The sequence below is a fragment of the Mixta gaviniae genome, assembly GCF_002953195.1.
In the GTDB taxonomy this organism is placed as follows: Bacteria; Pseudomonadota; Gammaproteobacteria; order Enterobacterales; family Enterobacteriaceae; genus Mixta; species Mixta gaviniae.
In genome coordinates, this window is the sequence record NZ_CP026377.1 from 1,847,578 (window position 1) to 1,871,553 (window position 23,976).

Consider the following 23,976-nt stretch of genomic DNA (forward strand, 5'->3'; position numbering starts at 1 on the left):
AGGGGCAGGCTGGCGCGGGCCGATAGAGTATTCGCGAAAAGTATTGATTACCCCTGTCATATCGCCGTGTTCTGTACGGAGATAAGGGCCCGCAAAATTAAAGGCTGCATCCTTCAACTAACACAAACGTGCCGGTTGCAGCAGCGGTGCGTATTGACCTGGCTGCCTGATAGCCAGCGCTCTCGTAAAAACGTTTGGCCTCGGCAAATGACGCGAACTCAAGAACGACATGCCGTTCATGTGCTTCCCCTTCAAGGTTTTCATACTGCCCGGACCAGGCAATGATTTTCGGATTGAACGCCTGCATGGCTTCCCCGGCGGCTCTGGCATATTCAGCATAGGCCACAGGGTCAGATATCGTCACATGAGCGATTAAGTAACCTTTATTCATTTCGTTTTATCCTTTGTATCGATGTGGTGGGGGCCAGCGTAAAGCGCATCTGCGATGCGGAATTAGGCTGAGACAGGGGGGTATCGTTAGGTCCAGGCCGCATGCCGCCGCCCGTTTTTGTGGCGCGCAGGCTGTCGCTGCGAGCCACACCAGGCGCTTTGTGCGCCGCTCCTGTGATGCGCTCAGACTGACCAAAGGCGTCAATATCCGCGGTAGCAATGAAGTGAATGCCTCCGGCCATGCCCGCGCGGTAAGCGGATTTGCCTCCGCCCGGGCTACGGTAACGAATGACCTCTGCCGCGCTAAGTTGCGCCCGCGCTTCTTCAACAATATTTCCTTCAGCATCAATAGCGATCAAGGTAGCACCGGCGCCTTCAGCTGCCATGCGCGCCGTATACCCATGGCCGGAGCGAGAGGTAACAACGGCATTAATGTGTTTCAGGAGATGCGTCATTTTACTTGCCTTCAGATGGAGTGGTGCGGGATACGCGGTGTGAAAGCAGTCTATTAACTATTAATATGTTCATAAATAGCTGAAAAAATAACGCACTGTTACTCATGAGGGGAACAATGAAAGATCTGGAGGCGCTGGTAATTTTTGCGCGCGTGGCAGAAATGAGGAGCTTTACGCAGGCCGCTGAAAGCCTGGGTATGCAGAAAGGGCGCGTCTCAGTGGTGGTGCGCGAACTCGAACGGGAGGTGAATGCTACGCTTCTGCACCGCACCACGCGCACCGTGCAGCTAACGGAAGATGGGCGCGCTTTTTATTCACGCGCGCGTGACCTGCTGTCGGAAGCCGAGGAGCTGCGATCAATGTTCTCTTATAGTGGGATGTCGCTGCGGGGACGGATACGCGTTGATATGCCCACGGTGCTGGCGCAGAGCGTGGTGGTTCCCGCTCTGCCGCAGCTGCTGGAAGCACACCCTGAACTTGAAATCGAACTTTCCAGTACCGATCGTCGTGTCGATTTGATCCCGGAAGGTTTTGACTGCGTGATCCGCCTGGGGCCAATTGGGGATGAAACGCTGATTGCCCGGCCGCTGGGACAATTACGCATGATCAATGCAGCGAGTCCGGCATATCTGGCGCGCTTCGGGGTGCCACAGACAATCGATGATCTTCTTAAACAGGGCCACCGGATGGTGCATTACATGCGCAATTTTGGTGCGAAGCCTGATGGGTGGGCGTATCCGGCAGGCGATGGCTACCAGTCGCTGATGCTCCCCGGTGCCATGAGAGTCAGCAGCGTACTGGCGTATCACGAAGCAGGGCTGGCGGGGGCAGGCTTAATTCAGGGGGGATATTCCGCGCTCGCGCCCCATATTCAGCGCGGCACGCTGGTTGAAGTGCTTCCCCATCTGCGTCCCCAGCCGCTCAATGCCTCTTTTGTTGTCGCGCACCGGCGCAACCTGTCACGGCGCGTAAGGGCCTTTATGGAATGGACTGAAGAGCTGTTAAAACCCTACTTTGACTGATGCCCGCATCAATTACCTACAACCTGGGAACCTGCTTGTGGCACACGTAACGCGGCGCAGAGCCTGCGGTGAGTGAGCAGTGCATCCAGGCTGTTCAGGCCAGGGCCCCAGAAAATGAAACTCTGCCAGGAGATGTGCATTATTGATATGCTATCGCCACAGGCAAAACAGGAGGTTTATGATGGACAAGGATACACTCGTTACGCTCTTAAAATTCAAGCGCTGGATTGATTCCGAAACGCTAAAAGCCATTAAAGCCATCAATGAATCCACCTATGCAGAAAAACGTCATCTGATGCTGCGGCTGATGAACCATATTTATGTCGTAGACAGGATTTTCAGGGCCAATATCTCGGGACAGCAACATGGGTACACGGCCCTGAATACCCCTGAAACCCCCTCGGTGGATGAGCTTGAAGTCACAATGCATGACTGCATAAACGGCTATATTCAGCACGTCAGCGCAATGACGCCAGCCGATTTAGGAAAAACCATTAAGTTCAGTTTCGTCGATGGTGGGGAGGGGGAAATGACCGCCATCGATATGCTAAATCATATGCTTTTTCATGGCACCTACCACCGCGGAGCGGTAGGGTGGTTAGTTTCGGAGTGTGGGGGCGTTGCGCCGAAAGATGTGCTGACAGTTTTCCTGAGGGATCATCATCACTGAAGGCGTCTCCTTCTGCTTATTACCTGTCTGGCGGCTTCAGGGGCCGCTATAAGGGGGCCTGGTCTGAAAGATGCCGAATGCGTTGGCGCGCAAGCGGCGTGATGGCGAGGGTAGAACACCCCTTTCGGCATCATCGCTGCGCCAGGCCTGATGAAAAGAAAGCAAACCGTGGCCTTTAAACGGTCGGTTAAATCTTCACTGTTATTGCGTTGCCACGGTTCGCTTTGCACCCCCTCTATTGGCCGAGCTGGGTGGTGTAATTAGCAGGCACCCAGCGATAGGCGTTACCCTCATGCTGCACATGACCCAGCCCGGGGAAGGCGATATGCGCCGCAGCCACCCAGTAGCCCTGATCCGCAGCCTGCTTCAGCACTTTTTCCCGTGTAGCGATAGCCTGCTTCTGGTTGACATCAAAATGGATGGCCACCTCCGGGTCGGGCATTTGTACCGCTTTGGCATGGATGATATCTCCCCATAGCACCAGGGTCTGGCCTTCACTTTCCACGCGGTAAAGCACGCTGCCCGGCGTATGGCCGGCCGTCGACTCCGCGCGTATTCCCTGCGATAAGGTGGCCGGGGCGAGGAAGGTTTTCAACCGGCCTGCATTGATGATCGGACGAAGGGTACGTTCAGACTCAGCAAAAGTATGTGCCTCACTGGCCTCCACCTGACTGACGTTTGCCGGGTTAAGCCAGAAATCGACATCGCGTTGATCCACGAATACTTCGGCCTTTGGAAAGGCGGGTTTGCCCGCGCGCACGACGCCGCCTGAGTGATCGGCATGGATATGGGTCAGAAGCACGGCATCGATCGACGCTGCCGGATAGCCTGCCGCCGCCAGGTTGGTCAGCAGATGGCCGCCATGGTGTCCGAACAGCTCGCCTGCGCCGGTATCAACTAAAATGCGCTTTTTGCCGTCATCGATAACGTAGGCGTTAATCGATGTCTCGGCCTGCGGCGTCATCGCGTCTCTGGCCATGGCCTGGCGTAGTTCTGCTGGTGAAATATGGGTCAGCAGGCTGTTCAGGGGCACGGTCACGGTGCCGTCGGATACAGCCGTAATGCGCAGTTTTCCCAGGGTCATCCGGTAATAACCGGGCGCCTGTTGATCCCAGGCATCTGGCCGTTCGGCCGCCAGCGTTGGGCTGGATATGATCAGTGAAGCGACCAGAGTCAGTAATATTTTCATTTAAAATCTGCCTAAAAAGTATCGCCAGAATGTGGTTCACAGTATCCTTACGCTACTGATATCACTCAAATTGATTAAAATAATGTTCACTATCAGAGAAAATGATTTTCATCGTATCGATTTGAATTTATTGACAGTGCTGCTGGTGCTGAAGCGAGAGGGCAGCGTATCGCGTGCGGCAGAAAAACTGCATCTTGGTCAGCCTGCTGTCAGCAATGCGCTGGTCCGGCTACGCGCAATGTTTGACGATCCGCTGTTTGTGCGCACGGCGCGAGGCATGGTGCCGACGCCGCGTGCCGAGGCGCTGATCGCTGCGCTGGGCCCTTTAATGGAGCAGATGCAGAACGTGCTTTTTCAGCCCGCGTCATTTACCCCTGCAGAGGCGACCCATGTTTTTCGTCTCGGGATGAGCGACTGGGTGGAGTGCTGGTTAATGCCGAAAGTGTATGCGTATATCACGCGCGCCGCGCCGGGCGTCACGCTGCAGGTAACGGCCAGCGATCCCTTCCGGGATACTGAACTTGTTGCGCAGGGGGAGATAGATGTTGCCATCTCGGTTGGCGAGAATACGCCCGCCACGCTGCGGCGCGAGAAAATCGTGTCGCACAATTTTTGCACATTCTGGCATCCTGAACAGATCTCTTTGCCAGCGCCGCTGACGCTGGAAAACTACCTGACGCAGGCTCATCTGCTGGTTTCCTATCGCGGGGCGACCTGGAGCGCTATCGATGATCAACTGGCTGCCGTAGGAAAAGGGCGCTCGGTGCGCTACGTGACGCCGCATTTTTCTTCTCTGCCGCCCCTGTTGGCGCGCACTCCCGCCTTAGCGACCGTTCCCGCCGGGCTGGCTGACGACTGGATTGCTCATTACGGCTTAAGGTGCAGCCCGGTTCCGGTAGAGACGCCGGAAATTGCCCTTTCGCTGCTTTGGCATAAGCGGAGCGATAACGATATGCCGCTGAGCTGGCTGAAAGGAGTGTTGCGCAGAGCGATGAATGGACAACAGGAGATTGGCGCGCAGAGCGTTGCCGGCGCCAAACGGTGAACAGGCACGCCACCCGCGACCTGCGGGCGGCGGTTCTGCGGTGGATAGCCTGCTAAGGGGTTTGCAGGTTCCGTCCTGTAAAACGGGCGAGCTTAATGACTCACGCCCGACCTTCAGCTATCGGAACCGGTTAGCGTTGCCCGCAGATGAGGCAGACTTTGCGGATAATTTTGCTGAATAAACTCAATCATTTTTTCCCGCACGTGACAGCGTAAATCCCAGGCCGTAGGGGAATTCTGCGCCGTCATCAACAGCCTGATCGTCATGGTTTTTTCCGTGGTATCGGTCACCTGAAGCACCTGAGCTTGTTGATCCCAGAGTTTTGTTTCACTGAGTACTTTTTCGAAGTGCTTGCGCAGGGGCGCCAAAGGCATCGAGTAATCAACGTAGAGAAAAACAGAGCCTAAAATTTGTGCATTGTTACGCGTCCAGTTTTGGAACGGATTTTCTGTAAAGTAAGTAATCGGCAACACCAGTCGGCGCAGATCCCAGAGACGCACCACAACATACGTCAGGTTTATCTCCTCGATCCAGCCCCACTCTTTCTCAACTACCACAGCATCATCGATTTTTATCGGTTGCGTAAAGGCGATCTGAATGCCGGCAAACAAGTTAACCAGCGATTTCTGTAGCGCAAAGCCAATGATTATGCCGGCAACCCCGGCCCCGGCCAGAATGGTTGTGCCGAATTTTCTTACGCCAGGGAAACTGAGCAGAACCAGAGAAAGGCACAGCGTTACAAGTACAACAATAGCGACCTTTTTAACATACATTATCTGCGTGCGAATTTTGCGGGCGCGAAGATTATTGGAAATATTAATGTCATAACGTATAAAAAGCATATCCTGAGCAACATTAATTAATCGAATCAGGACTGAGCAAAAGGATAAGATAATAAAGATATTAACGGTGGTTGTAATAAAACTGAGTGATTCCGGCTGGATGTTGACATAATTAACCCCTAATCTTATTAACAGCAGGGGAATGAAGAGAAACAGGGATCCACGAAGGTGTTTTTCAAGCGATTTGAATAGCTTTCTGTCACGACTCTGCCAGTAACGGATGAACTGAAGAAGGATAAATCGCGTTAAAAAACCCACGACAAGCGAAAGCGTGACGAGCAATACAGCAGGCACCCATTCTGGCGCACCAGATAACTCACCAAATAACACAGGCATTCTTTCCCCTTATATTCTGACAACCTCTCTGCATTGTCAGATCGGTTAAACACATCAGTAACCTTTTTCTTCCAGATTATCTGCAGATTGTCTGACTCACACGCATTATCCCACTCGCCAGGGGATAAAAATATCTGGCAATTTCTGATAAGCGCCTCCTGTGTGCAATAAACGCAGGATCAATCATTGTTCTACTATACTGACCAGTGCAGTTGTCATTGACATACGAAGCGCGACACAGTTAATGACCTGACACTACCCTACACATGTGCATCTGGAGAACACAATGCAAAAAAGTAAAACCCTGAAAGGGCTGCTGGTCGTATCGGCAGTGGCTGCAATGTTCAGCACTGTCAGCGTGCAAGCCCAGACCCCGACAAGCGCCGCGCAGAATAGCGCCACAGGCCAGACCGCATCGGGCGCCAGGCTCAGCTCCGGCGACGAAAAAGCGGTGAAAGATATGGCGCAGGCCAATATCAATGAAGTCGCCGCCGCCAAGATCGCGCTGAGCAAAGCCCAAAGCAGTGAAGTTAAAGCCTACGCTCAGAAGATGATCGAAGATCACGGCGCTGCGTTGACCAAAGTACAGACGGTCGCCCAGCAAAAGGGCGTGGAACTGCCGACTGAGCCGGATGCCAAGCACAAGGCGATGGCCGCTATGCTGGAAAAACAGAGCGGCGATGCATTTGACAAGATGTATATGGAAAACGCTGGCACCATGGATCATAAGATGGTGCTGTCGACGCTGAAAAGCGACGCCACGAAGATCAACGATCCTGATGTGAAAGCTCTGGCTGACGCCCATACGCCGGTTGTAGAGCAACATCTCAAATCCGCCGAGCAGTTGGCGACGCAAGGTAAATAAGCAGACTATGCGGTAGGCGCACGGCCCCGCGGACAGCATGACCTTTCCTCACAGCCCCAGGCCGGGCTGGCGGAAGGGGCGACATGATGAAAAGTATCCTGTTCTTTTTTGCTGAAGCGTCACGCGCGTTATAACAGGCAGGCTCGCCAAAGCGAGCCTGCCGAAGTTACAGAGAGCGTGGTTGTTTGCATCGCGTCGTGCTGCAGATATGGCTGTGAAGCGCCTCCTGATCCACATCACCCGCAGTTCAGCCAGCCTTCCGAAAAGCGTGGCAGATGATTGCCGCCGGCATCCCGCTTTACCGGCAATACCCCCGTCCTGATCCGCGTCTGATTATTCCTCTTTACCCGCTGTGGGTAACACCTTCTCCCTCTCAGCAGATTTTCTGATACCAAACCCGATGGCGTACATGGCCGGTAAAAACAGCAGCGTCATGATGGTGCCGCCGAAGGTGCCTTCGGTAAGGGCTCGGGCGAGCGTGCCCCAGAAAACAGTATGCGTCAAAGGGATAAACGCCAGAATGGCGTCCAGCGCGGTAAGCAGAACCGGGCGGGCGCGCTGGACTATTGTTTCAAAAACAGCATGAAATGGATCGAGGCCTTGCCGCACATTATGGTGGGTTTTTCCGTTAAGAATCAGCATGTTGAGCATCAGAATGCCCGACAGCGCTATCGGCCCGACCAGCGCGTTAATGCCGAATGGCTGCTGGAACAGCAACAGCGTGGATACTACGCCAATCAGGCCCAGCGGTGCGGTCATCATGATCATCGCCGACACTGCCGCCCCTGCAGGATAATAATCGAGCATTTTCGCGATGCGAATAATTAATAAGCCATGCTTTATGTTTCATAATGTGATTTACGCTTGCACTTTACCGGTAACATCGTATTTTCAGGGGTGCGTGTCCAAACACCTAATCTGAGAAGGGGTATTTATGGCTAAGCGTCACCTGATTAAATCACTTGAAATATCAGCAATTGTTATCTTCGCGCTGGTGGTTGCCTATCTGGCTATTACCGGGATTCTTTCATCAACGGGCTTAGATCACCCCTGGCCTTACCCAAGTAAGTAACGGCTCCTGACACCAGGGAAATTCGGCAATACATAAAAATAAATACTATAAATCCCCTAATTTGCCTCCTGGCGAAGACCGCCGGTGGCACAATCCGCACGCTGCCGTTGTGGCTCTGCGGCTTCAGGCCTTGCCAAAGCTGGCGAAACCTGGCGCTTGAATAAGCGCATCAGCGTTATCGGTGCAACAGGCTGTTAAGACGCACGGCACCGTTTCTCTTAATGCTTCATTGTACGCTGAGGCGTTTGGTCATTATCGGCGATAGAACAGCCATTACGCTGAACGGGTGGCGGGATCACGCGCTAAAGCTGAAAACGCATAAGCCGGGCGTGACGGCTTTTCAGGCGGCGGACGGGCAGGGCAAAGGCGCCGCGCTGTGATAGCACCATGTGCCAGAGAGCCTCTGTACAGCAGGAGTAATAAAGAGAACCTTTTCACCAGCAGTGGGGGAGCAGAAGCCGTTATACCTACCGATCAAACCCGCTGTCCGCGCGGTGTGGTGATCCGCCTGTTAGCGATGAGTGGCTCTCTGCTTTAACAGGCAAGGCAGGGTCAAGCCCATCGCGTCCGTTTTGCCCGGGGCTTACTTCAATTCCTCTTTCCCGACGGCTTCAATGACAGGAAGCGAGGAAAAGCGTTGCTGAATATTTTTGGTGACATAATCAAAAACGGCGTTAAGAGCGGCCTGGCAGACAGCGATGTTATATAAATCCTCTTCCTGCTCTATCATATTGCTTAAATTAAATATGATCTGCGTATTGCTTATTACGCCGTTCTCCAGATAGCTCTGGCACATTAGCCTTAAGACTAATTTCTTTGCATCGAGGGCTAAGCGTTCTTGCTCCGCTACGCAAGGGTGGCAGAAACATTCATCCTGGCAAACACAGCTTTTCACGTTTCCCATCCCTCTGCCCCCTGTTATCAGAAGATATCGCCAGGCGTTCTTTGCAGCACGGCTTCAAGCGCATTGCGGTAAATATCAAGCTTAACGACATCGCTTTCGCACTCAAGGCGTTCAAGCAGCGCACGGATAAGATCTTTATTATTGACGAAGGATTTGCAGGCCAGCACTTCTGCATAGATCTCTGCAATGGTCTCTTTCTCTTTCGTGAGGTGAGCGCCGGCAGTTTTAAAATAGTCCATAATCTGTGATTCAGAGGTAGCGATCTGTTGCATAGTGAAATCCCTTATAGCAGGCAAGCGGAAACGGGCAATCCTGAAGAGATTGCTGTACAGTCACCGAAAAATAAAAAATGCCTCTGAAAGTGGAAATCCACTCACTTTCAGAGGGGCGCAAAGCACCGTTCGTTACGTGCGACTTAACGTCACAGCGCAAAGTTATACAAGTTATTGTTGCTTGTACAACTTTGCTTTGTGCAAAACGTGTGGTCAAACATGTTTATAAGAAGCAGCTTATAACTCTGTCTGCATTTTTGATGGTGTTTGTCCTTACCTGAAGCGGTTTCAGTGATGTAGCTAAAATTTCATCCTTAACTTGTTCAGTTTCCCTCACAAAAATTAAATCAATTTTTAAGCGATGCGCAGGTTGTACAACCCGTACAGGTCGCGATAAAAGGCAGTACTGCCTGGCGACGAGGGGCGACGATAGCGGCGGCTGAACAGCGGGCAATAATGGCGTGCTACACTCTTTTCTGGTACGAATTTTAACCGTGCAATAAGACGCCTCCGCTTCCTGATCCCTCTCCCTTATTCAATAAGCGTCAAAAAATAAAAATCGCAACGAAAGGGCTCAGTCCAGGCATAACAGGTTGTTCTGCAGGCAGAAGAGCAGGGGAATAAACAGGGTAAGGCAGGATTATCAGCGATTTCAGGAAACGCCTATCGCTGCAATAGGTAAAATATTAGTACCAATATTTATTTTGTGACTACGTTTATGTGACAACAATAAGTATGGAACCAAAGATGGCTAAGTTTTATTACGTTGCGACACTCTCACAGCACAACACCAAACGCCGTGTGCATTCAGAAGAATGTACCTCCTTGCCCGCCTGGGGAAGGCGTGAGTTTTTAGGCACCTTTTATCACGAGCGTGATGCGGTAAAAGTATCACGGCAGCGCCATCCGGCCGCCGCCCCGTGTCCGGAATGCTTCGATAATCCGAAAAAGTATCTCATCAAACTTTAACCGCCTGAGGGCGGTTTTTTTATGCGCTGATGGCAAGGCACCGCAGAAAGTGAGACGCTGGGGCCCGGCAGAAAACCCTGTGAGTTGACTTCAGCCATTGGAACCGGGGAAGTGGCAGGCTCCTCTTCCCACGGTATCGCCGGATTAGCGGCCGTCAGCTAAAACAAAAAGGATAACGATGCGTACCCTCATCATTACGCCATACGATGCACAATGGCCGCCGCGTTTCGCACAAGAGTGCGCATGGCTACAGGCGGCGCTGGGCCAGACGGTCATCGCGATTCATCACATCGGCAGCACCTCGGTGCCCGGTCTGGCGGCGAAGCCGGTTATCGATATCCTGTTGGTGGCCGCCGCGCTGGACGAGCTGGATCGCTGCACGCCCGCGCTGGCGCGCCTCGGTTATCGCGCGCGCGGCGAGAACGGCATTCCCGGCCGGCGGTATTTTGTCAAAGGCGGCGATCGGCGCACGCATCAGCTACACGCCTTCGCCGCAGGCGATCGGCAGATCATTAACCACCTGGCGTTTCGCGACTATCTGCGTCAACATCCTGAGATCGCGGCACAGTATGCGCAGGTCAAATACGCGGCGGCGCAGGCGTGCGACAATGATATTCCGCGCTACCAGGCGCTGAAGTCCGCTTTTATCGGGCATCATCTGCAACGGGCGATAGCGGCGCTGGCTTAATGCCGCTGCCGGGCCGGCGAAACAGGCCGCCGCCACGGGCGGCGGGGAAGCGCTACAGCGCAGAAACCGACGCTACGCTATGCTGAAAAACGTACGGATCGGAAACCAGCTCAAACTGTTCGTCATCCGGATAGGTGACCGCAACCTGATAATCTTCTCCGGCAAAGGCTTTTATCGCCTCCAGATTGCTCCAGTAGGTAGCCAGAAAGAAATGCTCCCATTCCCCTTGCGTTTGCCGGCGCACAAAAGCGCCCTGATTGCCCGGCGTGCCTGTTGAATGCTCAACGCCGGTTTTTTGCAGATGTTCGGCAAAGCCCTGTGCATGTTTTAGCGGAACGCATCCATGCCATGTCCTGACGATCATTGTATTCTCCTTAAAAGGTAGCGAGGTTAGTTAACGCTTCCCGGCTCTCAGGCGATGCGCCTTTTATGCCGGTCAAACGCCGGTGCGCGCATTCGCCATCGCTGCCTGTAGTGGCGGCCAGGCGTCTGCTGTTGCCGACGCTAAACATGCTCTGTGCGCTGCGCCTGCAGGAACCCAGGAACCCAGGAACCCAGAGCGTTCGGCGGCGCATGGCGCTGTCAATATAGCTTTCCACGTCTCGCTTAAGATCAGGCTGCCGATCCGCCTCTGCCGCGCGCCGCTTCAGAGAGCGAACGCATCGTCCTGCTGTGTTGAAATGATAAAATTCTCTTATAAAACAGGCGGGCAGCGCCTGTCAAATTCGCCAGCGCAAACACCGCCGGAGCCTGCACGGCGCGTGGCCTGGTCTCGCGTCTTACCCAAACCAGGTACGTTTTATAAGCAAAAGTTTACCGAAACGATTCGCTATGTAACTTATTAATAACGGTGGCTAACGCAACGTTTATATGGAATAAACGGCTAAAGTTTATGTCTGCTCTGCTGACATCGTATCCACTACTCATCGGGAGGAAGCATGTACTTTCTAAGTTTTTGCTGCCCGGAGTGCGGCTGTGAGAAGTTTATCTTTACCCGCTACTGCCACTTCAGCCAGACCCGGCATGGCGCCGCCTGCGCGCGCTGCAACGCGCCGCTGACCATCGCCTCATGCCTGAGTCACCGTCATACCCCGCCGCCGGAGCGTCAAAGCCAGGCGGAAGCCAGCTGCTCGCACAAATAGTCTTATCGTCGGGCAATGATTCGTTCAACAGGGTGGGGGATCTCTCCGCCCATCTGCGCGACGCGCTAAATTTTGGCTCGTTGCCGCACAACGGGCGTCGCCAGGCTATAGTCTACAGATACCCACCATGCCGGAGGTCGCCATGTCTGAACGCCCCGATGTTGATCAGCCCTTGCCCGATGAGATTGAAGAGGATGACGAGGATATCGAATACATTGAAGGGGAAGACGATCTGCCTCCCGATGCCGGAAAAGATATCTGAGCCAGGATAAAAACCGCCTACAGGCGGTTTTTTTGTGCCGCATAAATCTGTTGGCCGCTACTGCGCTAACGCTATTACAGCGGCTGGCTGGCGGACAGCCAACGTAAAAAAGCCCGAACGGGACGGGCTGAATAAGGGGCGTTGTCCGGCGTAACGCCGACGCGGCTTAAGACTGCGGCTGACCTACCGGGCCCTGACCCTGCGGGCCGCCAGGCACGGACTGGTTGCTTGGCGCATGCGGACGGCCATCAGGGCCGACAGCGCTGCTGTCATGCTGACACCCGGCCAGCGCAAATAAGCCGGAAAGCAGAAACAAACCACCGATAATCTTTTTCATAAATTTCCCTGTTTACCTTCAATACAACAACAGCGTTGCCTTTAAAGGGTAGTGAACCGCAGGGCATTGTCAAAGGCGCAGCCAGAGCAGCATCTTGTTTTTACAGCCATTTAAGATAAAGCCGGGGAGAGGAGAGCGGCTGGCGTCCCTCGTGCAAGATGGACGCCAGCCTGGCTGCGCGAGGCGAAACGGGGGCTATTGCGGGAAATTCACAACGTCCGCCACCATCTCATCGATCGCCTGCTTCACGTCCGCCGCGCTAATCGGCGCCGTACTGTTGGCGACGTTTTTACCGTAGCCTTTACGCACCACTTTAATCACCGGCTGGTTGGTGGCGACGTCAATCGCTTCGGCCTCCAGCAGCAGAACGGTGTTTTGCGTGCGATGGCCGGTTGCCGCCATGGTACTGGCGACAACGGCGGCGACCGGCACCACCTCGTAAAACTGCATATCTTTATTTTCCGCGCTCACCGCCGTGATCGCCGCTTTCACCAGCAATCCGCCTTTTTGCGGCTGCTGCACCAGCGGCAGCCGTTGACCAATGGCGCCTTTTAACCGCTGTTCGGTATAAAGCCGCACCTGTTCCAGCGTGACCGCGTTGACGCGGGCGTTCGGTGAGGGCGCGGGATAATAGACAACCGGCGCAGCGTAAACATTCTGGTAGCGGCGGCTGTCGTAATCGGGCGATATCCAGCGCAGCGTCTCATGCCCGCCCGGCGACCGCGCCGGTTTGAGATCGGCATAATTGCCAAGGAAGCCGGAATACTGGCTGGTGTTGGCTACCTTAGATGAGCAGCCTGCTAAAATGGCGAACAGCAAAACGGCGCTTATTTTCATACCGGTTTTGACGGGGATAAGCATGGTCATTCCTTAAGTCAATGCAGGATGCGGCCTGCGTAGTGTGATAGGGGAACTCCGACCTTTTACTCATGCTGCCCGCTTATTTTAGCAACGCTTATTGGCCTACTCTTTCATTAATCGCGCTGGCCGGTGAAAAATGATAGCTAAAGCCACTATCCAGAAAAGCCTGAAGATTAGCGGTGCGCTGCTGATTCAACGGATAGACCACCATGCCGCCGTGCTGCGCGCCATCCGGCGCCTGATTGGCGATCATCGCTCTGTCCAGCGCCATGCCGTTATTGTGCATCAGCGACAGCGCGCCGCTGGGATCGCGATGAATATAGGCAGTATGATACAGCCGCTCATTATTACGATCGCGGAAGTTGATAATTCCCGATTCAGGGATATCCGCCGCGTTAAAATGCAGGCGCGCATTACCGGCGGTGATGCCCATAATTTGCTGATAGCGCTCGTTATAGTTGGCGTTGCCGCTGGTCTGCCGGGCGATCTCCTGTTCGGCGTTTTTGGTCAGCGTCTTGCCGGCAACACCCGCATGCATCGCAAGGGTATAGCAGACGTTCGGCTGCTCGTTGACGTTCATTTTGTCGTAACGCTCATCCATTTTCTTCAGCGTTTCATCGGTAGTGCGGGGTTCGTGATTGTGCTGGGTCGGGATGCCGCAGCAGAGACTGTTGGCGACGCGCATAGCAACTTGCATAGGTGTTCCTCCGTAGTTAGACGACATTGAGTGGCGACGCGCGCTTTGCGGTTCCCTGCGCCGCGCATTTTTTCTTTCTTCCGCTGTAACCGTCGGCGCTTCGCCCGCATGGTGCCGTTTCCTCACTATGCTTAAAGCATAAAATTCATTGAGAAGGGGCAGCAGATGACGACAGTGCCGTTATGGGCGCAGGCGGGATTTTGGGGGGGATTTCCGGCTTTGCTTTAGTGATTGGCGCCGCGGTCGCCTGGTTTATCGCCGTGCCGCAGCGTGCCATCGCGGCGATCATGGCCTTCGGCAGTGGCGTGCTGATCGCCGCACTCTCTTTTGAGCTGATGGACGAGGCCTATAAAACGGGCGGCTTCGATTCCACCGCCGCCGGCTTTATCGGCGGCGCAGCCATCTACACCTTCGCGAGCTGGCTGCTGGCGAAGCGCGGTGCGCAGCACCGCAAACGCTCCGGCGGCAAACAGCCTTCAGAGCAGGAAGCGGGCGGCAGCGGCACGGCGATCGCGCTGGGGGCGCTGCTGGACGGCATCCCGGAATCGATCGTCATCGGCCTGTCGATGCTGCATGGCGGCGCCGTCAGCGTGGTGGCGGTGATCGCTATTTTTCTCTCCAATATTCCTGAAGGGCTATCCAGCGCGGCGGGGATGAAAAAAGCGGGGCGTAGCGCGGGCTATGTGTTCGGTGTCTGGGGCGGCATCGCGCTCGCCTCCGGGCTGGCGGCGCTGGCGGGCTATACGTTGTTTCAGGGCTTTTCGCCCGATATTATCGCCGCGACCACCGCTATCGCCGCCGGGGCGATTCTGGCGATGCTGGTGGATACCATGATCCCGGAAGCCTTTGCTGAAACGCATAACTTTGCCGGCCTGATCACCGTCAGCGGCTTTCTGGCGGCGTTTATGCTCAGTAAAATGGGCGGTTAACCGCCTGCCGCAGCGATAACGCCAGCTACCTGACGGCGAAAAAAGCGCCGTTTAGGGCGTCAGCCCGGTAAAAACAACAGCGGCGGCCCGCCGTTCGGATAACAGCGCCTATAATAGGTGCGCAGGTAATCTCCGGGTACGAAAGCGCATCAGAAGGGGGCTTATGAAAAAGGTATTAATGCTGGTGGTCTGCTTATCTCTGACGGGCTGCTCATGGGGCGTCGCATCGCTGATCCCCGCATCGGATGTCTGTCCGAATGGACGTGACGGTGTAACGGGGCAGTGCCACTGATTGTCAGCCCGGCCTGAAAACCGGGCTGAACCTTGATCACCCGTCGCCACAGGGTGCGCCATCGCTTTTGCCGCCTCTTATGCCGCTTTGCGACCCGGGATCGTGATGATGAAAACCCCGCCGGAGCGGGGCAGCAAGCCGGGCGGCAGCGCGCCGCCGGAAGAGGATTCAGTCGCGTGAGACAAAAATAATATGCGACGCCGTTTCGTCGCTCAGCAGCATCTCTTCCGCTTCGCCGCTGGCGGAAACGAAGGTGACGCTATCGCCCTGTGTCAAATCCTGAAAAGCCTCTGCGGGCTGCGTCGCCTTTTGGATCTCGAAATGGCGGCGTAGCGGTGCGTTTTCTCCTGCGGGCTGGTCGGTGAAATAGTGGCCGGTAAATGCATATTCCGGGTGGTCTTTGATGTGCAGTTGAACTGAGGGCATAACAACCTCCAGATTGCTGTAAACCGAATTATCAGCCTAAACCCAGTTCATCAGTTTGCCATCCCCGGCAGGCCACACGGTCATTGATTAAGAAAATTCCTAATAGACGATTGCTGCTATCGGGCTGTGAGCGGTGCTGGCTGCGACATGTGCGGTAAAAGGACGATTAAACCGGCATTCAGGCTTCCGTCTTCGCTTGTTAAAGCAGCCGTAAAGCGTACGCTTAAGGCACATCAGATATTTACAAGGCGTCTCCTTATGAGGTAACTATGCGCTCACTGAAGTTCAGCTGTCCCGCCTGCGGGAGTCATAAATTCATCTTTACCTGCTATTCCAGCACCAAAAAAACGCGACACGGGGCCAGCTGCGCCTGCTGTCACCTGCCTTTAACCAAGACCTCCTGCTTTGCCAGTCTCGCCGCTAACTCGTGGCTGGAAGAAAAAGCCTGATATTTTCCTGTTTACCGACCAAACGCTTTCCCCTGTTTAATCAAAACGGGCGTGGTATAAGTGGAGATTACGCCAGCCGTACAGGCTGAGGATGCGGGTTCGAATCCTGCTGCCCGTTCCACGTCGCCGCCAGATCCAGCCCTGCAGGCGGTCAGTCAGCCCGCTCTTATTCCGCGTTGTCCGGATCCCTGCGCCGCAACGCTGCTCCTTTCGCGCCGTCGTGATAAAATCTGCAGAGAGATTAATTGTCTGGCGTCTTTGCCAGCTGAACAGGGAGATCTACCCGCGCATGACGGTCAGACACGCCACGGCCACTGGATTTATCGCCATTCTTCTCTGGAGTACCCTCGTTGGCCTGCTGCGCGGCGTTACCGACGCTTTTGGCGCCGTGGGCGGCGCGGCGATGGTATATAGCTTTAGCGCGCTGCTGCTGTTGTTTATCGTTGGCCTGCCTCCTCTCTCTGCTTTTCCCCGCCGCTATCTGCTCTGGGGATCGCTGCTTTTCGTCTCCTATGAAATTTGCCTTTCACTGTCGATCGGCTTTGCGCACTCCGGCGCGCAGGCGATCGAGGTCAGCATGCTGAACTACCTTTGGCCGAGCCTGACGCTGCTGTTCGCCGTGCTGGCGGAAAGGAAACGGCCCTCCTGGCTGATGGTGGCCGGCATGCTGATCTCTCTGACGGGCGTCGGCAAGGTGCTGGGCGGCGCCAGCGGCCTCTCGCTGCCCCATATGGCGGCCAGCCTCGCCGCCAACCCGCTGAGCTACGGGCTGGCGTTCAGCGGCGCGGTGATCTGGAGCCTTTACTGCGTCATCACCAAAAAAATTGCCAACGGCAGCAACGGCATTACTCTGTTTTTTATTCTTACCGCCGTCACGCTATGGCTGAAGTTTCTCTTTAGCGCGACGCCGGCGTTTCAGATCAGCGTGAAAGCGCTGGTGGATTTGGCACTGGTCTCCGCCGCGATGGGGCTGGGCTATGCCGCCTGGAACATCGGCATCCTGCACGGCAACGTAACCCTGCTGGCCAGCGCCTCCTATTTTACCCCGGTGCTATCCGCGCTGTTCGCCGCCGCGCTGCTGGAGGCCGCCCCGGGCTTCGCTTTCTGGGGCGGCGCGCTGATGGTCTGCGCCGGCTCGCTGCTGTGCTGGTACGCCACCCGCTCGCCGACGCGCTGAGGCTTGCAGGTTCACTTTTTATCAGGCGGTCCCCTGTGAGGCCGCCCACAGGGATGCGGCCTTAACCGCGCACAGGACAGAGAAAACATGCCGGTAAATTTCGATCTGAACGACCTTTACGCCTTTCGGGCGCTGGTGGAGTATGGCAACTTTCGCATCGCGGCGGAGTCCATCTGCCTGTCGCAGTCCGCCCTGAGCCGGCGCATCGACAAGCTGGAAAATGCGCTGGGTCTGAAGCTGTTTGAAAGAACCACCCGCCGCGTCACGCTGACGCTGAAAGGCCAGGCCTTTGCCGAGCGCTCCGGCCGGCTGCTGGCCGATTTTGAAGAGGTGATGGCCGATATCAGCGAGGTAAGCCAGACGCGAACCGGCCTGGTGACCGTCGCCTGCGTGCCCTCCGCCGCCTACTACTTTATGCCGGATGTTATCAGCCGCTTCCAGGCGCGCTATCCGCGCGTACGCGTAAAGCTGATCGACAGCAGCGCCGGCAACGTTTATGACTCGGTGATGGGCGGGCAGGCTGACTTTGGCATCAGCTTTTCCGGCGTCTCACAGCCGGATATTGAATTTCTGCCGCTGCTGGAGGATGTGTATGTCGCCGCCTGTCGGCATGAGCATCCGATAGCCGGCGATAAAAGCATCAGCTGGCGCGATTTTTACCGCCACGCCTGGGTGGGGCTGGATAAAACTTCCGGTAACCGCAACCTGCTCGATCGGGCGCTGGACGATATTGTGCCGGCGCGGCCCAGCATCTGTGAAACCCGCCATGTCACCACTATGCTGGGCATGGTTGAAGCGGGGCTTGGCATTGCCGCCGTCCCCGCGATGTCAATGCCCTCGTCAGGCCACTTGGCATTGACCAGCGTACCGCTGATCGAACCGGTGGTGAAACGCACCGTCGGCCTGCTGCGTAAAAACGGCCGAATGGTGTCGCACATTGCCAGAGAGCTGGAAAACCTGCTTATTGAACAGTACTGCGCTGTTTAACCGGCTGCGCCGCGACCGTCTGCGGCGCCACGGAATGCAGGCCGGTTGAGCGCACCACCTGCTGCACCGCCGGCGAGGCGAGATAGTTCAGTAAATCACTGGCCTCATGGCGGTGCGCCGAGGTGGCGACCACCGCGCCGGCAAAGCGGGTAATGTACTGAACGCTGGCGGGTAGCTCGCCGACGAAGGTCACGCCCGGCACCGGCAGCAGTTCGCTGACCTGCTGAAAGCCCAGCGCATATTTTCCGTCAGCCACCTGCGAGGCGACCGGGATCCGCGCCACCTGGTGCGCTTTACCCTGCATCTGCTTATCGATACCCAGCGTTTTAAACAGTCGGGTACTGACATACCTGCCGCTGGCGCTATCGGAATAGGCGACCGAGCGGGCGTTCAGCAGGGCGGCGCGCAAGGCCGCCACGCTGTCGATGTTCACCGGCGCATCGCCTTTTTTGATCACCGCGCCGACCGGCGAATCGGCCAGCTCCACCCGGGAGCCGGGCAGGATGCGGCCCTGCTGCTCAAGGTCGCCCAGCGCGTCGCCCACCATAATCACCACATCCGCCGGCTCTCCGCGCGCCAGCCGCGCCGGGATCGCCTGCGGCGTGCTGCCCATCGAGGGGCCGGAGATCGTTTTAATGCTGTAGCCTTCCTGCGCCGCAAAGCGCGGCGCCAGCGTCTCCCAGGCGGCCTTGAAGCCGCCGGAGATCATCACGGTCAGCTCTTTCGCCTGCGCGCCCGCGCTGCAGACGGCGGCGATGACCAGCGCAGATAAAGCCTGATGGATTTTCATTTTCGCGCTCCTTAGCTGACGGTTTTACCGGCCTGAGGGAAGGGAACGGCGCGGCGGCGATAAAGAAAGAGCGTCGCCAGCAACGCACACAGCGCGGCAAAGCTCATCCAGTAGCCCGGCGAAGCTTTATCGCCGGTGTACTCAATCAGCGCGGTGGAGATAACCGGCGTGAAGCCGCCGAACACCGCTGTCGCCAGGCTGTAGGCGAGCGAGAACCCCGCCACCCGCACCTCCGCAGGCATGATCTCCGTCAGCGCCGGGATCATCGCGCCGTTATACAGGCCGTAAATCAGCGACAGCCAGAGCAGTACCCCAAGCATCATCTGAAAGCTGGGAGCGTTCGCCAGCAGCGTCAGCGCCGGGTAGGCGGTGGTCAGCGCCAGCAGCGTCATGGCGACCAGCACCGGCTTGCGGCCGAAGCGGTCGGAGAGCGCGCCACCCACCGGCAGCCAGAAGAAGTTGGAGACCGCCACCAGCAGCGTCACCAGCAGGCTGTCGGAGGCGCTGAGCAGCAGCACCTTTTTGCCGAAGGTCGGCGCGTAAACGGTGATCAGGTAGAAGGCGGTGGTGGTCATCGCCACCATCAGCATGCCGGCGATCACTACCTGCCAGTTGCCGAGCAGGGTGCGAAACGCCTGGCCCATGCTGGGGTGGCTGCGGCGGGCATTAAACGCCTGCGTCTCCTCCAGTTTACGGCGCAGCAGGAAAATAAACGGCACGATCAGGCAGCCGAGCAGAAAAGGAATACGCCAGCCCCATTCGCGGATCGCGGCATCGTCAAGCAGGGCGTTCAGGGCGAAGCCGATCGCCGCGGCGACCATAATCGCCACCTGCTGGCTGCCAGACTGCCAGCTGGTATAGAAGCCTTTGCGGCCCGGCGTGGCGATTTCGGCCAGGTAGACCGAGACGCCGCCCAGCTCCGCGCCGGCGGAAAAACCCTGCAGCAGACGGCCCGTCAGCACCAGCAGCGGCGCCCATAGCCCGATGCTCTGATAAGAGGGGATCAGCACAATCAGAAAGGTACCGGCGGCCATAATCGACAGGGTGACAATCAGCCCTTTGCGTCGGCCTACCTTATCAATATAGGCGCCCAGCACCACCGCCCCGACGGGGCGCATCAGAAAACCGGCGCCGAAAACGGCGAAGGTCATCATCAGCGAAGCGAACTCGCTGCTCGCCGGAAAAAAAGTATGGGCGATATAGGTGGCGTAGAAGCCGAACAGAAAGAAGTCGAACTGCTCCAGAAAATTGCCCGACGTCACGCGGAAGATCGCGCCGATACGGGAACGGGTGGTCGTGGGTGAGGTAGAAGATGTTTGCATCTGGGTCTCCGGTTTTTGATGACGCTGTTTGCCGCGCCTGGTTTGCAGACTGAACCAGCCGGAGAGCGTTAATAAGTGCAATGTGCGAATGGTCTGATGCGTTTCACGCATCAATAAAGCGGGCATGAAGATAACTCACCGTATTTACTGAAGTTTACCTTTGCCATACTGCGCTTTACCGCACGCGGCGCGGCCGCATGAGTTTTCGTTTTTGTGACAGAATTCATAATGGAATTGAATGGTTATGTAGGTTAAATGTTAACCATAGTGCTGGCGCGCAGGCTAAACTCACGCACTACGCCATGAAGAAAAACGCGGCTCCCTCAGATCGGCGCCACGCGCCGCCGGCCGTTTATTGCGGCGATGTAAAATAGCGGCGATGTAATCTAACGGCGCTAAACATATTTAACGTCGCCGCTACCGTGAAAAATTAAAATCGTGCTTTATTGGCCTTTTTAGCGCCGCCGCCGCCGCCGCGACGGCCTCCGCACGCTTTTTTCTGATAAGATCCGCGCGCAGTCGTTTTGCCATCTCGCCTGTTAATCCCCGCGGCTGCGCCGCGGTAAAACGCAAACCAGACAGATGGCCTGTCAATTTCACTGAATAACTGATTTTTTTATTTTGCAGGATTTTTATGAAACATCAGGGTTGGAAGCTCCAGGATACCGTCTGGACGTTAGGCTTATATGGCACGACGGTCGGCGCGGGCACGCTGTTTTTGCCGATCGAAATCGGCACGCGCGGGCCGGTGATCTTTATCATCATGCTGCTGCTGGGGCTGCCGCTCTCGCTGCTGCCACACCTGGTGCTGGGCCGCATCTATATGAGCGAGCCGGATCGGCAGCGTCTGCCGTCGTTAAGCACCTGGTTCGGGCCGCGCGGCGACCGGGCGATGACGCTGCTTTACTGTATCGCTTTCTACCCGGTGATGCTGGTATACGGTATCTCGCTGGTCAGCGCGCTGGATAACTTTATCGTCGAGCGCCTGCACGTCGCCAGCGTCAATAAAGGGCTGCTGACGCTGATCTGTATGGTGGTGCTGTTCGGCATCCTGAGTAAAGGGCGCGACCGGGTGGTCGGCACCATGAGCGTACTGGCATTGCCGTTCGCCATCGCCATTATCGCCATCGCCGCAGTGCAGATCCCCGCCTGGCGCTGGGAAAACGTCACCGCTGCGCTGAGCGCGTTGCCGGAGACCTCCGCCGCCACCACCTTTAAAAATATCTGGCTGACGCTGCCGTTGATCACCTTCTCCTTCTGCTGCGCGCCGATTATCTCCCCGCTGGCCGCGCACTATCAGGAAAAGGGCGATGCGCCGCGCGCTTTCCGCGTGATCCGTCTCGCCTATCTGGCGATTTTCGTCAGCATTATCTTTTTTGTGTTCAGCTGCGTATTAAGCATGCCGCACGCGATTTTCGCTGAAGCGAAAGAGAAAAATCTCAACGTGCTGTCGATTATCGCCTCGCCCGACCACGCCGGCGTGCTGTTTTATATCGCGCCCTTTATCGCCATTATCGGCATGACCAAATCCTTCCTCGGCGTGTCGCTGTCGGTGACGGAAACCTTCAGCGATTTTACCGTGCGCCTGTTTAACTGCCGCAGCGAAAAAGGGCGGAAAAGAAGCCAGGCCGCCGCCGTAGTGGCGATGTATGCATTGACCTCGCTGATCGTCTACGCCAACCCCAACGTCATTACCCTGATCGAGGCGTTTTGCGGCCCGCTGATCGCCATCATCCTGTTCCTGATCCCCGCCTGGCTTATCTACAACAAGCCGGCGCTGGCGTTTCTGCGCGGCGGAAAAGCGTTGAGCATTTTACTCGGCGGCCTCGCCACGCTCTCTGCGCTGCTTTACGCCCTGGCCTAATCGGGTGAGGCGGGGCGCTCAGCGTCCCGTTACCGCAGGCGGCGCGCTCTGTACCACCGCCCGGTCGCGGCCATTATGCTTGGCCTCATACAGCGCGCGATCCGCCCCCTCTTTGATCAGCTGCGCATCCTGTGCGTCGCCGCTGCCCTGCAGGGCGAAGCCGCCCGCGCTGAGGGTCACGATGTGCGCCGGCAGCTGTGTGCTTTCATGGGGAATCGCCATGGCGCGCACCGCCCCGACGGCGTTTTCCGCTACGCGCTTCGCCACCTCAAGGGTGGCGTTAGGCAGCACAATGGCGAACTCTTCGCCGCCGTAGCGCGCAATCAAATCGGTCTGGCGAATCGACATCTGCTTCAGCGCTTCGCCGACGCGCCGCAGGCAGTTATCGCCCGCTACGTGGCCGTAGGTGTCGTTGTAGAGCTTAAAGAAATCGATATCCATCATGATCAGCGCCACCGGCTTGCCGGTCAGCGCCGAACGCTTCAGGCTCTGCGCCAGAAACAGATCGAACTGCCGCCGGTTTGCCAGCCCGGTTAAGCTATCCAGCAATGCCATCGCCTGCAGCGTCTGGTTGATGGTGGTTAGCTCATCGCGCAGCGCCGTCAGCTCAATCTGGTTCTCCACGTTGGTGCGCACCTGCCGCAGCACCACGGTGCCGATCATCACAATAATCAGCAGCAGCGTGCCGTTCAGCACCAGATCCGGCAGGCTGTCGCGCAGCCACTGTGACCAAAGCTCCGATTTATCGAAGCCCGCCGCCACAATCAGCGGATATTGTCCGGAGCGCGCATAGCCGAAAATACGCTCTTTATCATCCAGCGCCGAACGCCAGGTCCCTTTGCCGCGATCGGCGCGCAGCAGCTGGGTGGTGAACAGCGGGCTGGCCGAGAGGCTGCGGTTAATAAAGGCGTCCGGGAAGGGGCGGACATAGAGCGCGGTGCCGTCATCCAGCAGCAGCGCCAGCAGATCGCCTTCGCCCAGCTCAAAGTAGCTGTAAAAGCGTTTAAACGAATCGACGCGCACCGTGGCCAGCGCCACGCCGGCGAAGCCGCCGGCGGCATCGTTCAGCCGCAGCGACATCGGGATCACCAGCTCGCCGGTGGTACGGCTGCGGATCACGTGGCCAATATGGGTGCCGCCGTGGCGATTCTGGTGATGATAGATAAAATATTCACGGTCGCTGTTGTTGATGCCGGCAGGCACGTGCGCCGCCGAGCTGGCAATCCAGTGGCCCTGGGCATCATAGATGAAGAGGCCGTTGATCTGCGGCAGGCTGCTTTTCATCTCCGCCAGCACCGCGTTCAGCTCCGCCTTATTGACGGCGTTCGGCCCGTCGTCAGGGATTTCGCGCTGCATGGCGCGCAGCATGATCTCCGTCTGCAGGAAGGTATCTTCCGCCTGGCGCGCCTGAGAAACCGACAGGTTAACCGCGCTGCTTTCCGCATCGTGCAGCTTGCGCTCCCAGGAGCGGTCCAGCGTCCAGGCGCTGACGATCAGCACCGCCGTCAATAGCAGCAGCATAAAAATGGTCATGGTTCTGCCAAGCGAAGAGTGCAGAACGAATGCGCCGGAAACTTTTTCGCCGATCTTCATAAACAGTTTCACTCAGAGGATATGGCGTTAAGTAAAGCACAGCTTATGCTGGTACGCAGTTAATCAGGACGTTACGTCCGACGGCGACGCAGAAAAACGTGCGGCCCGCGCGTTTATGGGCATAATTTA

The 23,976-nt window shown here is 56.5% G+C and carries 27 protein-coding genes, 1 tRNA gene and 1 pseudogene; 14 read left to right on the plus strand and 15 right to left on the minus strand.

Annotated elements, in window-relative coordinates; all coding sequences use genetic code 11:
- Window positions 1-97: 97 nt before the first annotated feature.
- Together C2E15_RS08600 and C2E15_RS21975 are read right to left on the minus strand one after the other, a co-directional pair.
- Window positions 98-391, minus strand: coding sequence for a DUF1330 domain-containing protein (locus C2E15_RS08600; RefSeq protein ID WP_104956998.1), 294 nt, complete (start codon window positions 389-391; stop codon window positions 98-100).
- Window positions 384-845: a hypothetical protein gene (locus C2E15_RS21975; RefSeq protein WP_245912364.1), complete on the minus strand. Its 462-nt coding sequence runs from the start codon at window positions 843-845 to the stop codon at window positions 384-386. Before C2E15_RS21975 ends, C2E15_RS08600 begins: the two co-directional genes overlap by 8 nt.
- Before the next feature lie 116 nt (window positions 846-961).
- On the opposite strand from C2E15_RS21975, the gene C2E15_RS08610 reads away from it, so the two are divergent.
- Together C2E15_RS08610 and C2E15_RS08615 are read left to right on the plus strand one after the other, a co-directional pair.
- Window positions 962-1,867 (plus strand): LysR family transcriptional regulator, encoded by a 906-nt coding sequence (locus C2E15_RS08610; RefSeq protein ID WP_104956999.1) that lies wholly within the window; start codon window positions 962-964, stop codon window positions 1,865-1,867.
- A 181-nt stretch (window positions 1,868-2,048) separates the two neighbouring features.
- A complete protein-coding gene (locus C2E15_RS08615) occupies window positions 2,049-2,537 on the plus strand; it encodes a DinB family protein (RefSeq protein ID WP_104959126.1) in 489 nt (162 codons plus the stop codon).
- A gap of 235 nt (window positions 2,538-2,772) precedes the next feature.
- On the opposite strand, the gene C2E15_RS08620 is transcribed toward C2E15_RS08615, so the two are convergent.
- Window positions 2,773-3,726, minus strand: a complete 954-nt coding sequence (locus C2E15_RS08620; RefSeq protein ID WP_104957000.1) for an MBL fold metallo-hydrolase — start codon at window positions 3,724-3,726, stop codon at window positions 2,773-2,775.
- Window positions 3,727-3,808: 82 nt separating this feature from the next.
- Here C2E15_RS08620 and C2E15_RS08625 point away from each other — a divergent pair, with 82 nt between their 5' ends.
- Entirely contained in the window at window positions 3,809-4,771 is a 963-nt protein-coding gene (locus C2E15_RS08625) for a LysR family transcriptional regulator (protein ID WP_104957001.1), read from the plus strand.
- Between the two features lie 113 nt (window positions 4,772-4,884).
- Here C2E15_RS08625 and C2E15_RS08630 read toward each other — a convergent pair whose 3' ends face one another.
- Window positions 4,885-5,949 (minus strand): mechanosensitive ion channel family protein, encoded by a 1,065-nt coding sequence (locus C2E15_RS08630; protein ID WP_104957002.1) that lies wholly within the window; start codon window positions 5,947-5,949, stop codon window positions 4,885-4,887.
- 286 nt (window positions 5,950-6,235) lie between these two features.
- On the opposite strand from C2E15_RS08630, the gene C2E15_RS08635 reads away from it, so the two are divergent.
- Window positions 6,236-6,814 carry a DUF4142 domain-containing protein gene (locus C2E15_RS08635; protein WP_104957003.1) on the plus strand — a complete coding sequence of 193 codons (579 nt, stop codon included), beginning with the start codon at window positions 6,236-6,238 and terminating at the stop codon, window positions 6,812-6,814.
- A gap of 333 nt (window positions 6,815-7,147) precedes the next feature.
- On the opposite strand, the pseudogene C2E15_RS08640 reads toward C2E15_RS08635, so the two are convergent.
- Window positions 7,148-7,594 (minus strand): annotated as a pseudogene (locus C2E15_RS08640) (efflux RND transporter permease subunit); the annotation flags it as partial.
- Between the two features lie 154 nt (window positions 7,595-7,748).
- On the opposite strand from C2E15_RS08640, the gene C2E15_RS21645 reads away from it, so the two are divergent.
- Window positions 7,749-7,886 carry a hypothetical protein gene (locus C2E15_RS21645; RefSeq protein ID WP_167391848.1) on the plus strand — a complete coding sequence of 46 codons (138 nt, stop codon included), beginning with the start codon at window positions 7,749-7,751 and terminating at the stop codon, window positions 7,884-7,886.
- 583 nt (window positions 7,887-8,469) lie between these two features.
- Here C2E15_RS21645 and C2E15_RS08645 read toward each other — a convergent pair.
- Complete coding sequence (locus C2E15_RS08645) at window positions 8,470-8,790, minus strand: hypothetical protein (RefSeq protein ID WP_104957004.1); 321 nt, start codon at window positions 8,788-8,790, stop codon at window positions 8,470-8,472.
- 17 nt (window positions 8,791-8,807) lie between these two features.
- Entirely contained in the window at window positions 8,808-9,062 is a 255-nt protein-coding gene (locus tag C2E15_RS08650; RefSeq protein ID WP_104957005.1) for a biofilm/acid-resistance regulator YmgB/AriR, read from the minus strand.
- A 747-nt stretch (window positions 9,063-9,809) separates the two neighbouring features.
- On the opposite strand from C2E15_RS08650, the gene C2E15_RS21305 reads away from it, so the two are divergent.
- Together C2E15_RS21305 and C2E15_RS08655 are read left to right on the plus strand one after the other, a co-directional pair.
- A complete protein-coding gene (locus C2E15_RS21305) occupies window positions 9,810-10,031 on the plus strand; it encodes a hypothetical protein (RefSeq protein ID WP_128861311.1) in 222 nt (73 codons plus the stop codon).
- Window positions 10,032-10,209: 178 nt separating this feature from the next.
- A complete protein-coding gene (locus C2E15_RS08655; RefSeq protein WP_104957006.1) occupies window positions 10,210-10,719 on the plus strand; it encodes a GrpB family protein in 510 nt (169 codons plus the stop codon).
- Window positions 10,720-10,771: 52 nt separating this feature from the next.
- Here the strand turns inward: C2E15_RS08655 and C2E15_RS08660 are convergent, their stop codons facing one another.
- The gene (locus C2E15_RS08660; RefSeq protein WP_104957007.1) at window positions 10,772-11,083 is read right to left on the minus strand and encodes a hypothetical protein; all 312 of its coding nucleotides are present in this window, start codon (window positions 11,081-11,083) and stop codon (window positions 10,772-10,774) included.
- A 574-nt stretch (window positions 11,084-11,657) separates the two neighbouring features.
- Here C2E15_RS08660 and C2E15_RS08665 point away from each other — a divergent pair.
- Window positions 11,658-11,861: a hypothetical protein gene (locus C2E15_RS08665; protein WP_104957008.1), complete on the plus strand. Its 204-nt coding sequence runs from the start codon at window positions 11,658-11,660 to the stop codon at window positions 11,859-11,861.
- A 428-nt stretch (window positions 11,862-12,289) separates the two neighbouring features.
- On the opposite strand, the gene C2E15_RS21650 is transcribed toward C2E15_RS08665, so the two are convergent.
- The 3 genes from C2E15_RS21650 to C2E15_RS08675 all read right to left on the minus strand — a co-directional run bounded on the left by C2E15_RS21650 (window position 12,290) and on the right by C2E15_RS08675 (window position 14,018).
- Window positions 12,290-12,460 (minus strand): lipoprotein, encoded by a 171-nt coding sequence (locus C2E15_RS21650; RefSeq protein WP_167391849.1) that lies wholly within the window; start codon window positions 12,458-12,460, stop codon window positions 12,290-12,292.
- Between the two features lie 195 nt (window positions 12,461-12,655).
- The gene (locus C2E15_RS08670; protein WP_245912365.1) at window positions 12,656-13,321 is read right to left on the minus strand and encodes a DUF3313 domain-containing protein; all 666 of its coding nucleotides are present in this window, start codon (window positions 13,319-13,321) and stop codon (window positions 12,656-12,658) included.
- Between the two features lie 94 nt (window positions 13,322-13,415).
- Window positions 13,416-14,018: a DUF8038 domain-containing protein gene (locus C2E15_RS08675; protein WP_104957009.1), complete on the minus strand. Its 603-nt coding sequence runs from the start codon at window positions 14,016-14,018 to the stop codon at window positions 13,416-13,418.
- A 200-nt stretch (window positions 14,019-14,218) separates the two neighbouring features.
- Here C2E15_RS08675 and C2E15_RS08680 point away from each other — a divergent pair, with 200 nt between their 5' ends.
- Together C2E15_RS08680 and C2E15_RS22195 are read left to right on the plus strand one after the other, a co-directional pair.
- Window positions 14,219-14,947: a ZIP family metal transporter gene (locus tag C2E15_RS08680; RefSeq protein WP_146108537.1), complete on the plus strand. Its 729-nt coding sequence runs from the start codon at window positions 14,219-14,221 to the stop codon at window positions 14,945-14,947.
- A gap of 163 nt (window positions 14,948-15,110) precedes the next feature.
- A complete protein-coding gene (locus C2E15_RS22195) occupies window positions 15,111-15,239 on the plus strand; it encodes a hypothetical protein (protein WP_281257541.1) in 129 nt (42 codons plus the stop codon).
- Window positions 15,240-15,407: 168 nt separating this feature from the next.
- Here C2E15_RS22195 and C2E15_RS08685 read toward each other — a convergent pair whose 3' ends face one another.
- Window positions 15,408-15,665, minus strand: a complete 258-nt coding sequence (locus C2E15_RS08685; RefSeq protein ID WP_104957011.1) for a hypothetical protein — start codon at window positions 15,663-15,665, stop codon at window positions 15,408-15,410.
- 494 nt (window positions 15,666-16,159) lie between these two features.
- Here C2E15_RS08685 and C2E15_RS08695 point away from each other — a divergent pair.
- The 3 genes from C2E15_RS08695 to psrA all read left to right on the plus strand — a co-directional run bounded on the left by C2E15_RS08695 (window position 16,160) and on the right by psrA (window position 18,278).
- Window positions 16,160-16,235 (plus strand) — tRNA-Val (locus tag C2E15_RS08695).
- Window positions 16,236-16,403: 168 nt separating this feature from the next.
- Window positions 16,404-17,291, plus strand: a complete 888-nt coding sequence (yddG, locus tag C2E15_RS08700; RefSeq protein ID WP_104957013.1) for an aromatic amino acid DMT transporter YddG — start codon at window positions 16,404-16,406, stop codon at window positions 17,289-17,291.
- An 87-nt stretch (window positions 17,292-17,378) separates the two neighbouring features.
- Window positions 17,379-18,278 carry an L-proline-binding transcription factor PsrA gene (psrA, locus tag C2E15_RS08705; protein WP_104957014.1) on the plus strand — a complete coding sequence of 300 codons (900 nt, stop codon included), beginning with the start codon at window positions 17,379-17,381 and terminating at the stop codon, window positions 18,276-18,278.
- Here psrA and C2E15_RS08710 read toward each other — a convergent pair.
- Entirely contained in the window at window positions 18,253-19,068 is an 816-nt protein-coding gene (locus C2E15_RS08710; RefSeq protein WP_104957015.1) for a substrate-binding domain-containing protein, read from the minus strand. The genes psrA and C2E15_RS08710 overlap by 26 nt on opposite strands.
- An 11-nt stretch (window positions 19,069-19,079) precedes the next feature.
- Entirely contained in the window at window positions 19,080-20,390 is a 1,311-nt protein-coding gene (tcuC, locus tag C2E15_RS08715; protein WP_104959128.1) for an MFS transporter, read from the minus strand.
- Between the two features lie 634 nt (window positions 20,391-21,024).
- Here tcuC and C2E15_RS08720 point away from each other — a divergent pair.
- On the plus strand, window positions 21,025-22,254 hold the full coding sequence (locus tag C2E15_RS08720; protein WP_104957016.1) for an amino acid permease: 1,230 nt from the start codon (window positions 21,025-21,027) through the stop codon (window positions 22,252-22,254).
- A gap of 18 nt (window positions 22,255-22,272) precedes the next feature.
- On the opposite strand, the gene C2E15_RS08725 is transcribed toward C2E15_RS08720, so the two are convergent.
- The gene (locus C2E15_RS08725) at window positions 22,273-23,847 is read right to left on the minus strand and encodes a sensor domain-containing diguanylate cyclase (protein ID WP_104959129.1); all 1,575 of its coding nucleotides are present in this window, start codon (window positions 23,845-23,847) and stop codon (window positions 22,273-22,275) included.
- Between the last annotated feature and the right edge of the window lie 129 nt (window positions 23,848-23,976).

What these genes read in the sequence shown, in the direction of transcription:
- C2E15_RS08600 (WP_104956998.1), bottom strand. Translation starts at nt 391, where the DNA reads ATGAATAAAGGTTACTTAATCGCTCATGTGACGATATCTGACCCTGTG.
- C2E15_RS21975 (WP_245912364.1), bottom strand. Translation starts at nt 845, where the DNA reads ATGACGCATCTCCTGAAACACATTAATGCCGTTGTTACCTCTCGCTCC.
- C2E15_RS08610 (WP_104956999.1), top strand. Translation starts at nt 962, where the DNA reads ATGAAAGATCTGGAGGCGCTGGTAATTTTTGCGCGCGTGGCAGAAATG.
- C2E15_RS08615 (WP_104959126.1), top strand. Translation starts at nt 2,049, where the DNA reads ATGGACAAGGATACACTCGTTACGCTCTTAAAATTCAAGCGCTGGATT.
- C2E15_RS08620 (WP_104957000.1), bottom strand. Translation starts at nt 3,726, where the DNA reads ATGAAAATATTACTGACTCTGGTCGCTTCACTGATCATATCCAGCCCA.
- C2E15_RS08625 (WP_104957001.1), top strand. Translation starts at nt 3,809, where the DNA reads ATGTTCACTATCAGAGAAAATGATTTTCATCGTATCGATTTGAATTTA.
- C2E15_RS08630 (WP_104957002.1), bottom strand. Translation starts at nt 5,949, where the DNA reads ATGCCTGTGTTATTTGGTGAGTTATCTGGTGCGCCAGAATGGGTGCCT.
- C2E15_RS08635 (WP_104957003.1), top strand. Translation starts at nt 6,236, where the DNA reads ATGCAAAAAAGTAAAACCCTGAAAGGGCTGCTGGTCGTATCGGCAGTG.
- C2E15_RS21645 (WP_167391848.1), top strand. Translation starts at nt 7,749, where the DNA reads ATGGCTAAGCGTCACCTGATTAAATCACTTGAAATATCAGCAATTGTT.
- C2E15_RS08645 (WP_104957004.1), bottom strand. Translation starts at nt 8,790, where the DNA reads ATGGGAAACGTGAAAAGCTGTGTTTGCCAGGATGAATGTTTCTGCCAC.
- C2E15_RS08650 (WP_104957005.1), bottom strand. Translation starts at nt 9,062, where the DNA reads ATGCAACAGATCGCTACCTCTGAATCACAGATTATGGACTATTTTAAA.
- C2E15_RS21305 (WP_128861311.1), top strand. Translation starts at nt 9,810, where the DNA reads ATGGCTAAGTTTTATTACGTTGCGACACTCTCACAGCACAACACCAAA.
- C2E15_RS08655 (WP_104957006.1), top strand. Translation starts at nt 10,210, where the DNA reads ATGCGTACCCTCATCATTACGCCATACGATGCACAATGGCCGCCGCGT.
- C2E15_RS08660 (WP_104957007.1), bottom strand. Translation starts at nt 11,083, where the DNA reads ATGATCGTCAGGACATGGCATGGATGCGTTCCGCTAAAACATGCACAG.
- C2E15_RS08665 (WP_104957008.1), top strand. Translation starts at nt 11,658, where the DNA reads ATGTACTTTCTAAGTTTTTGCTGCCCGGAGTGCGGCTGTGAGAAGTTT.
- C2E15_RS21650 (WP_167391849.1), bottom strand. Translation starts at nt 12,460, where the DNA reads ATGAAAAAGATTATCGGTGGTTTGTTTCTGCTTTCCGGCTTATTTGCG.
- C2E15_RS08670 (WP_245912365.1), bottom strand. Translation starts at nt 13,321, where the DNA reads ATGCTTATCCCCGTCAAAACCGGTATGAAAATAAGCGCCGTTTTGCTG.
- C2E15_RS08675 (WP_104957009.1), bottom strand. Translation starts at nt 14,018, where the DNA reads ATGCAAGTTGCTATGCGCGTCGCCAACAGTCTCTGCTGCGGCATCCCG.
- C2E15_RS22195 (WP_281257541.1), top strand. Translation starts at nt 15,111, where the DNA reads ATGAAAAAGGTATTAATGCTGGTGGTCTGCTTATCTCTGACGGGCTGC.
- C2E15_RS08685 (WP_104957011.1), bottom strand. Translation starts at nt 15,665, where the DNA reads ATGCCCTCAGTTCAACTGCACATCAAAGACCACCCGGAATATGCATTT.
- yddG (WP_104957013.1), top strand. Translation starts at nt 16,404, where the DNA reads ATGACGGTCAGACACGCCACGGCCACTGGATTTATCGCCATTCTTCTC.
- psrA (WP_104957014.1), top strand. Translation starts at nt 17,379, where the DNA reads ATGCCGGTAAATTTCGATCTGAACGACCTTTACGCCTTTCGGGCGCTG.
- C2E15_RS08710 (WP_104957015.1), bottom strand. Translation starts at nt 19,068, where the DNA reads ATGAAAATCCATCAGGCTTTATCTGCGCTGGTCATCGCCGCCGTCTGC.
- tcuC (WP_104959128.1), bottom strand. Translation starts at nt 20,390, where the DNA reads ATGCAAACATCTTCTACCTCACCCACGACCACCCGTTCCCGTATCGGC.
- C2E15_RS08720 (WP_104957016.1), top strand. Translation starts at nt 21,025, where the DNA reads ATGAAACATCAGGGTTGGAAGCTCCAGGATACCGTCTGGACGTTAGGC.
- C2E15_RS08725 (WP_104959129.1), bottom strand. Translation starts at nt 23,847, where the DNA reads ATGAAGATCGGCGAAAAAGTTTCCGGCGCATTCGTTCTGCACTCTTCG.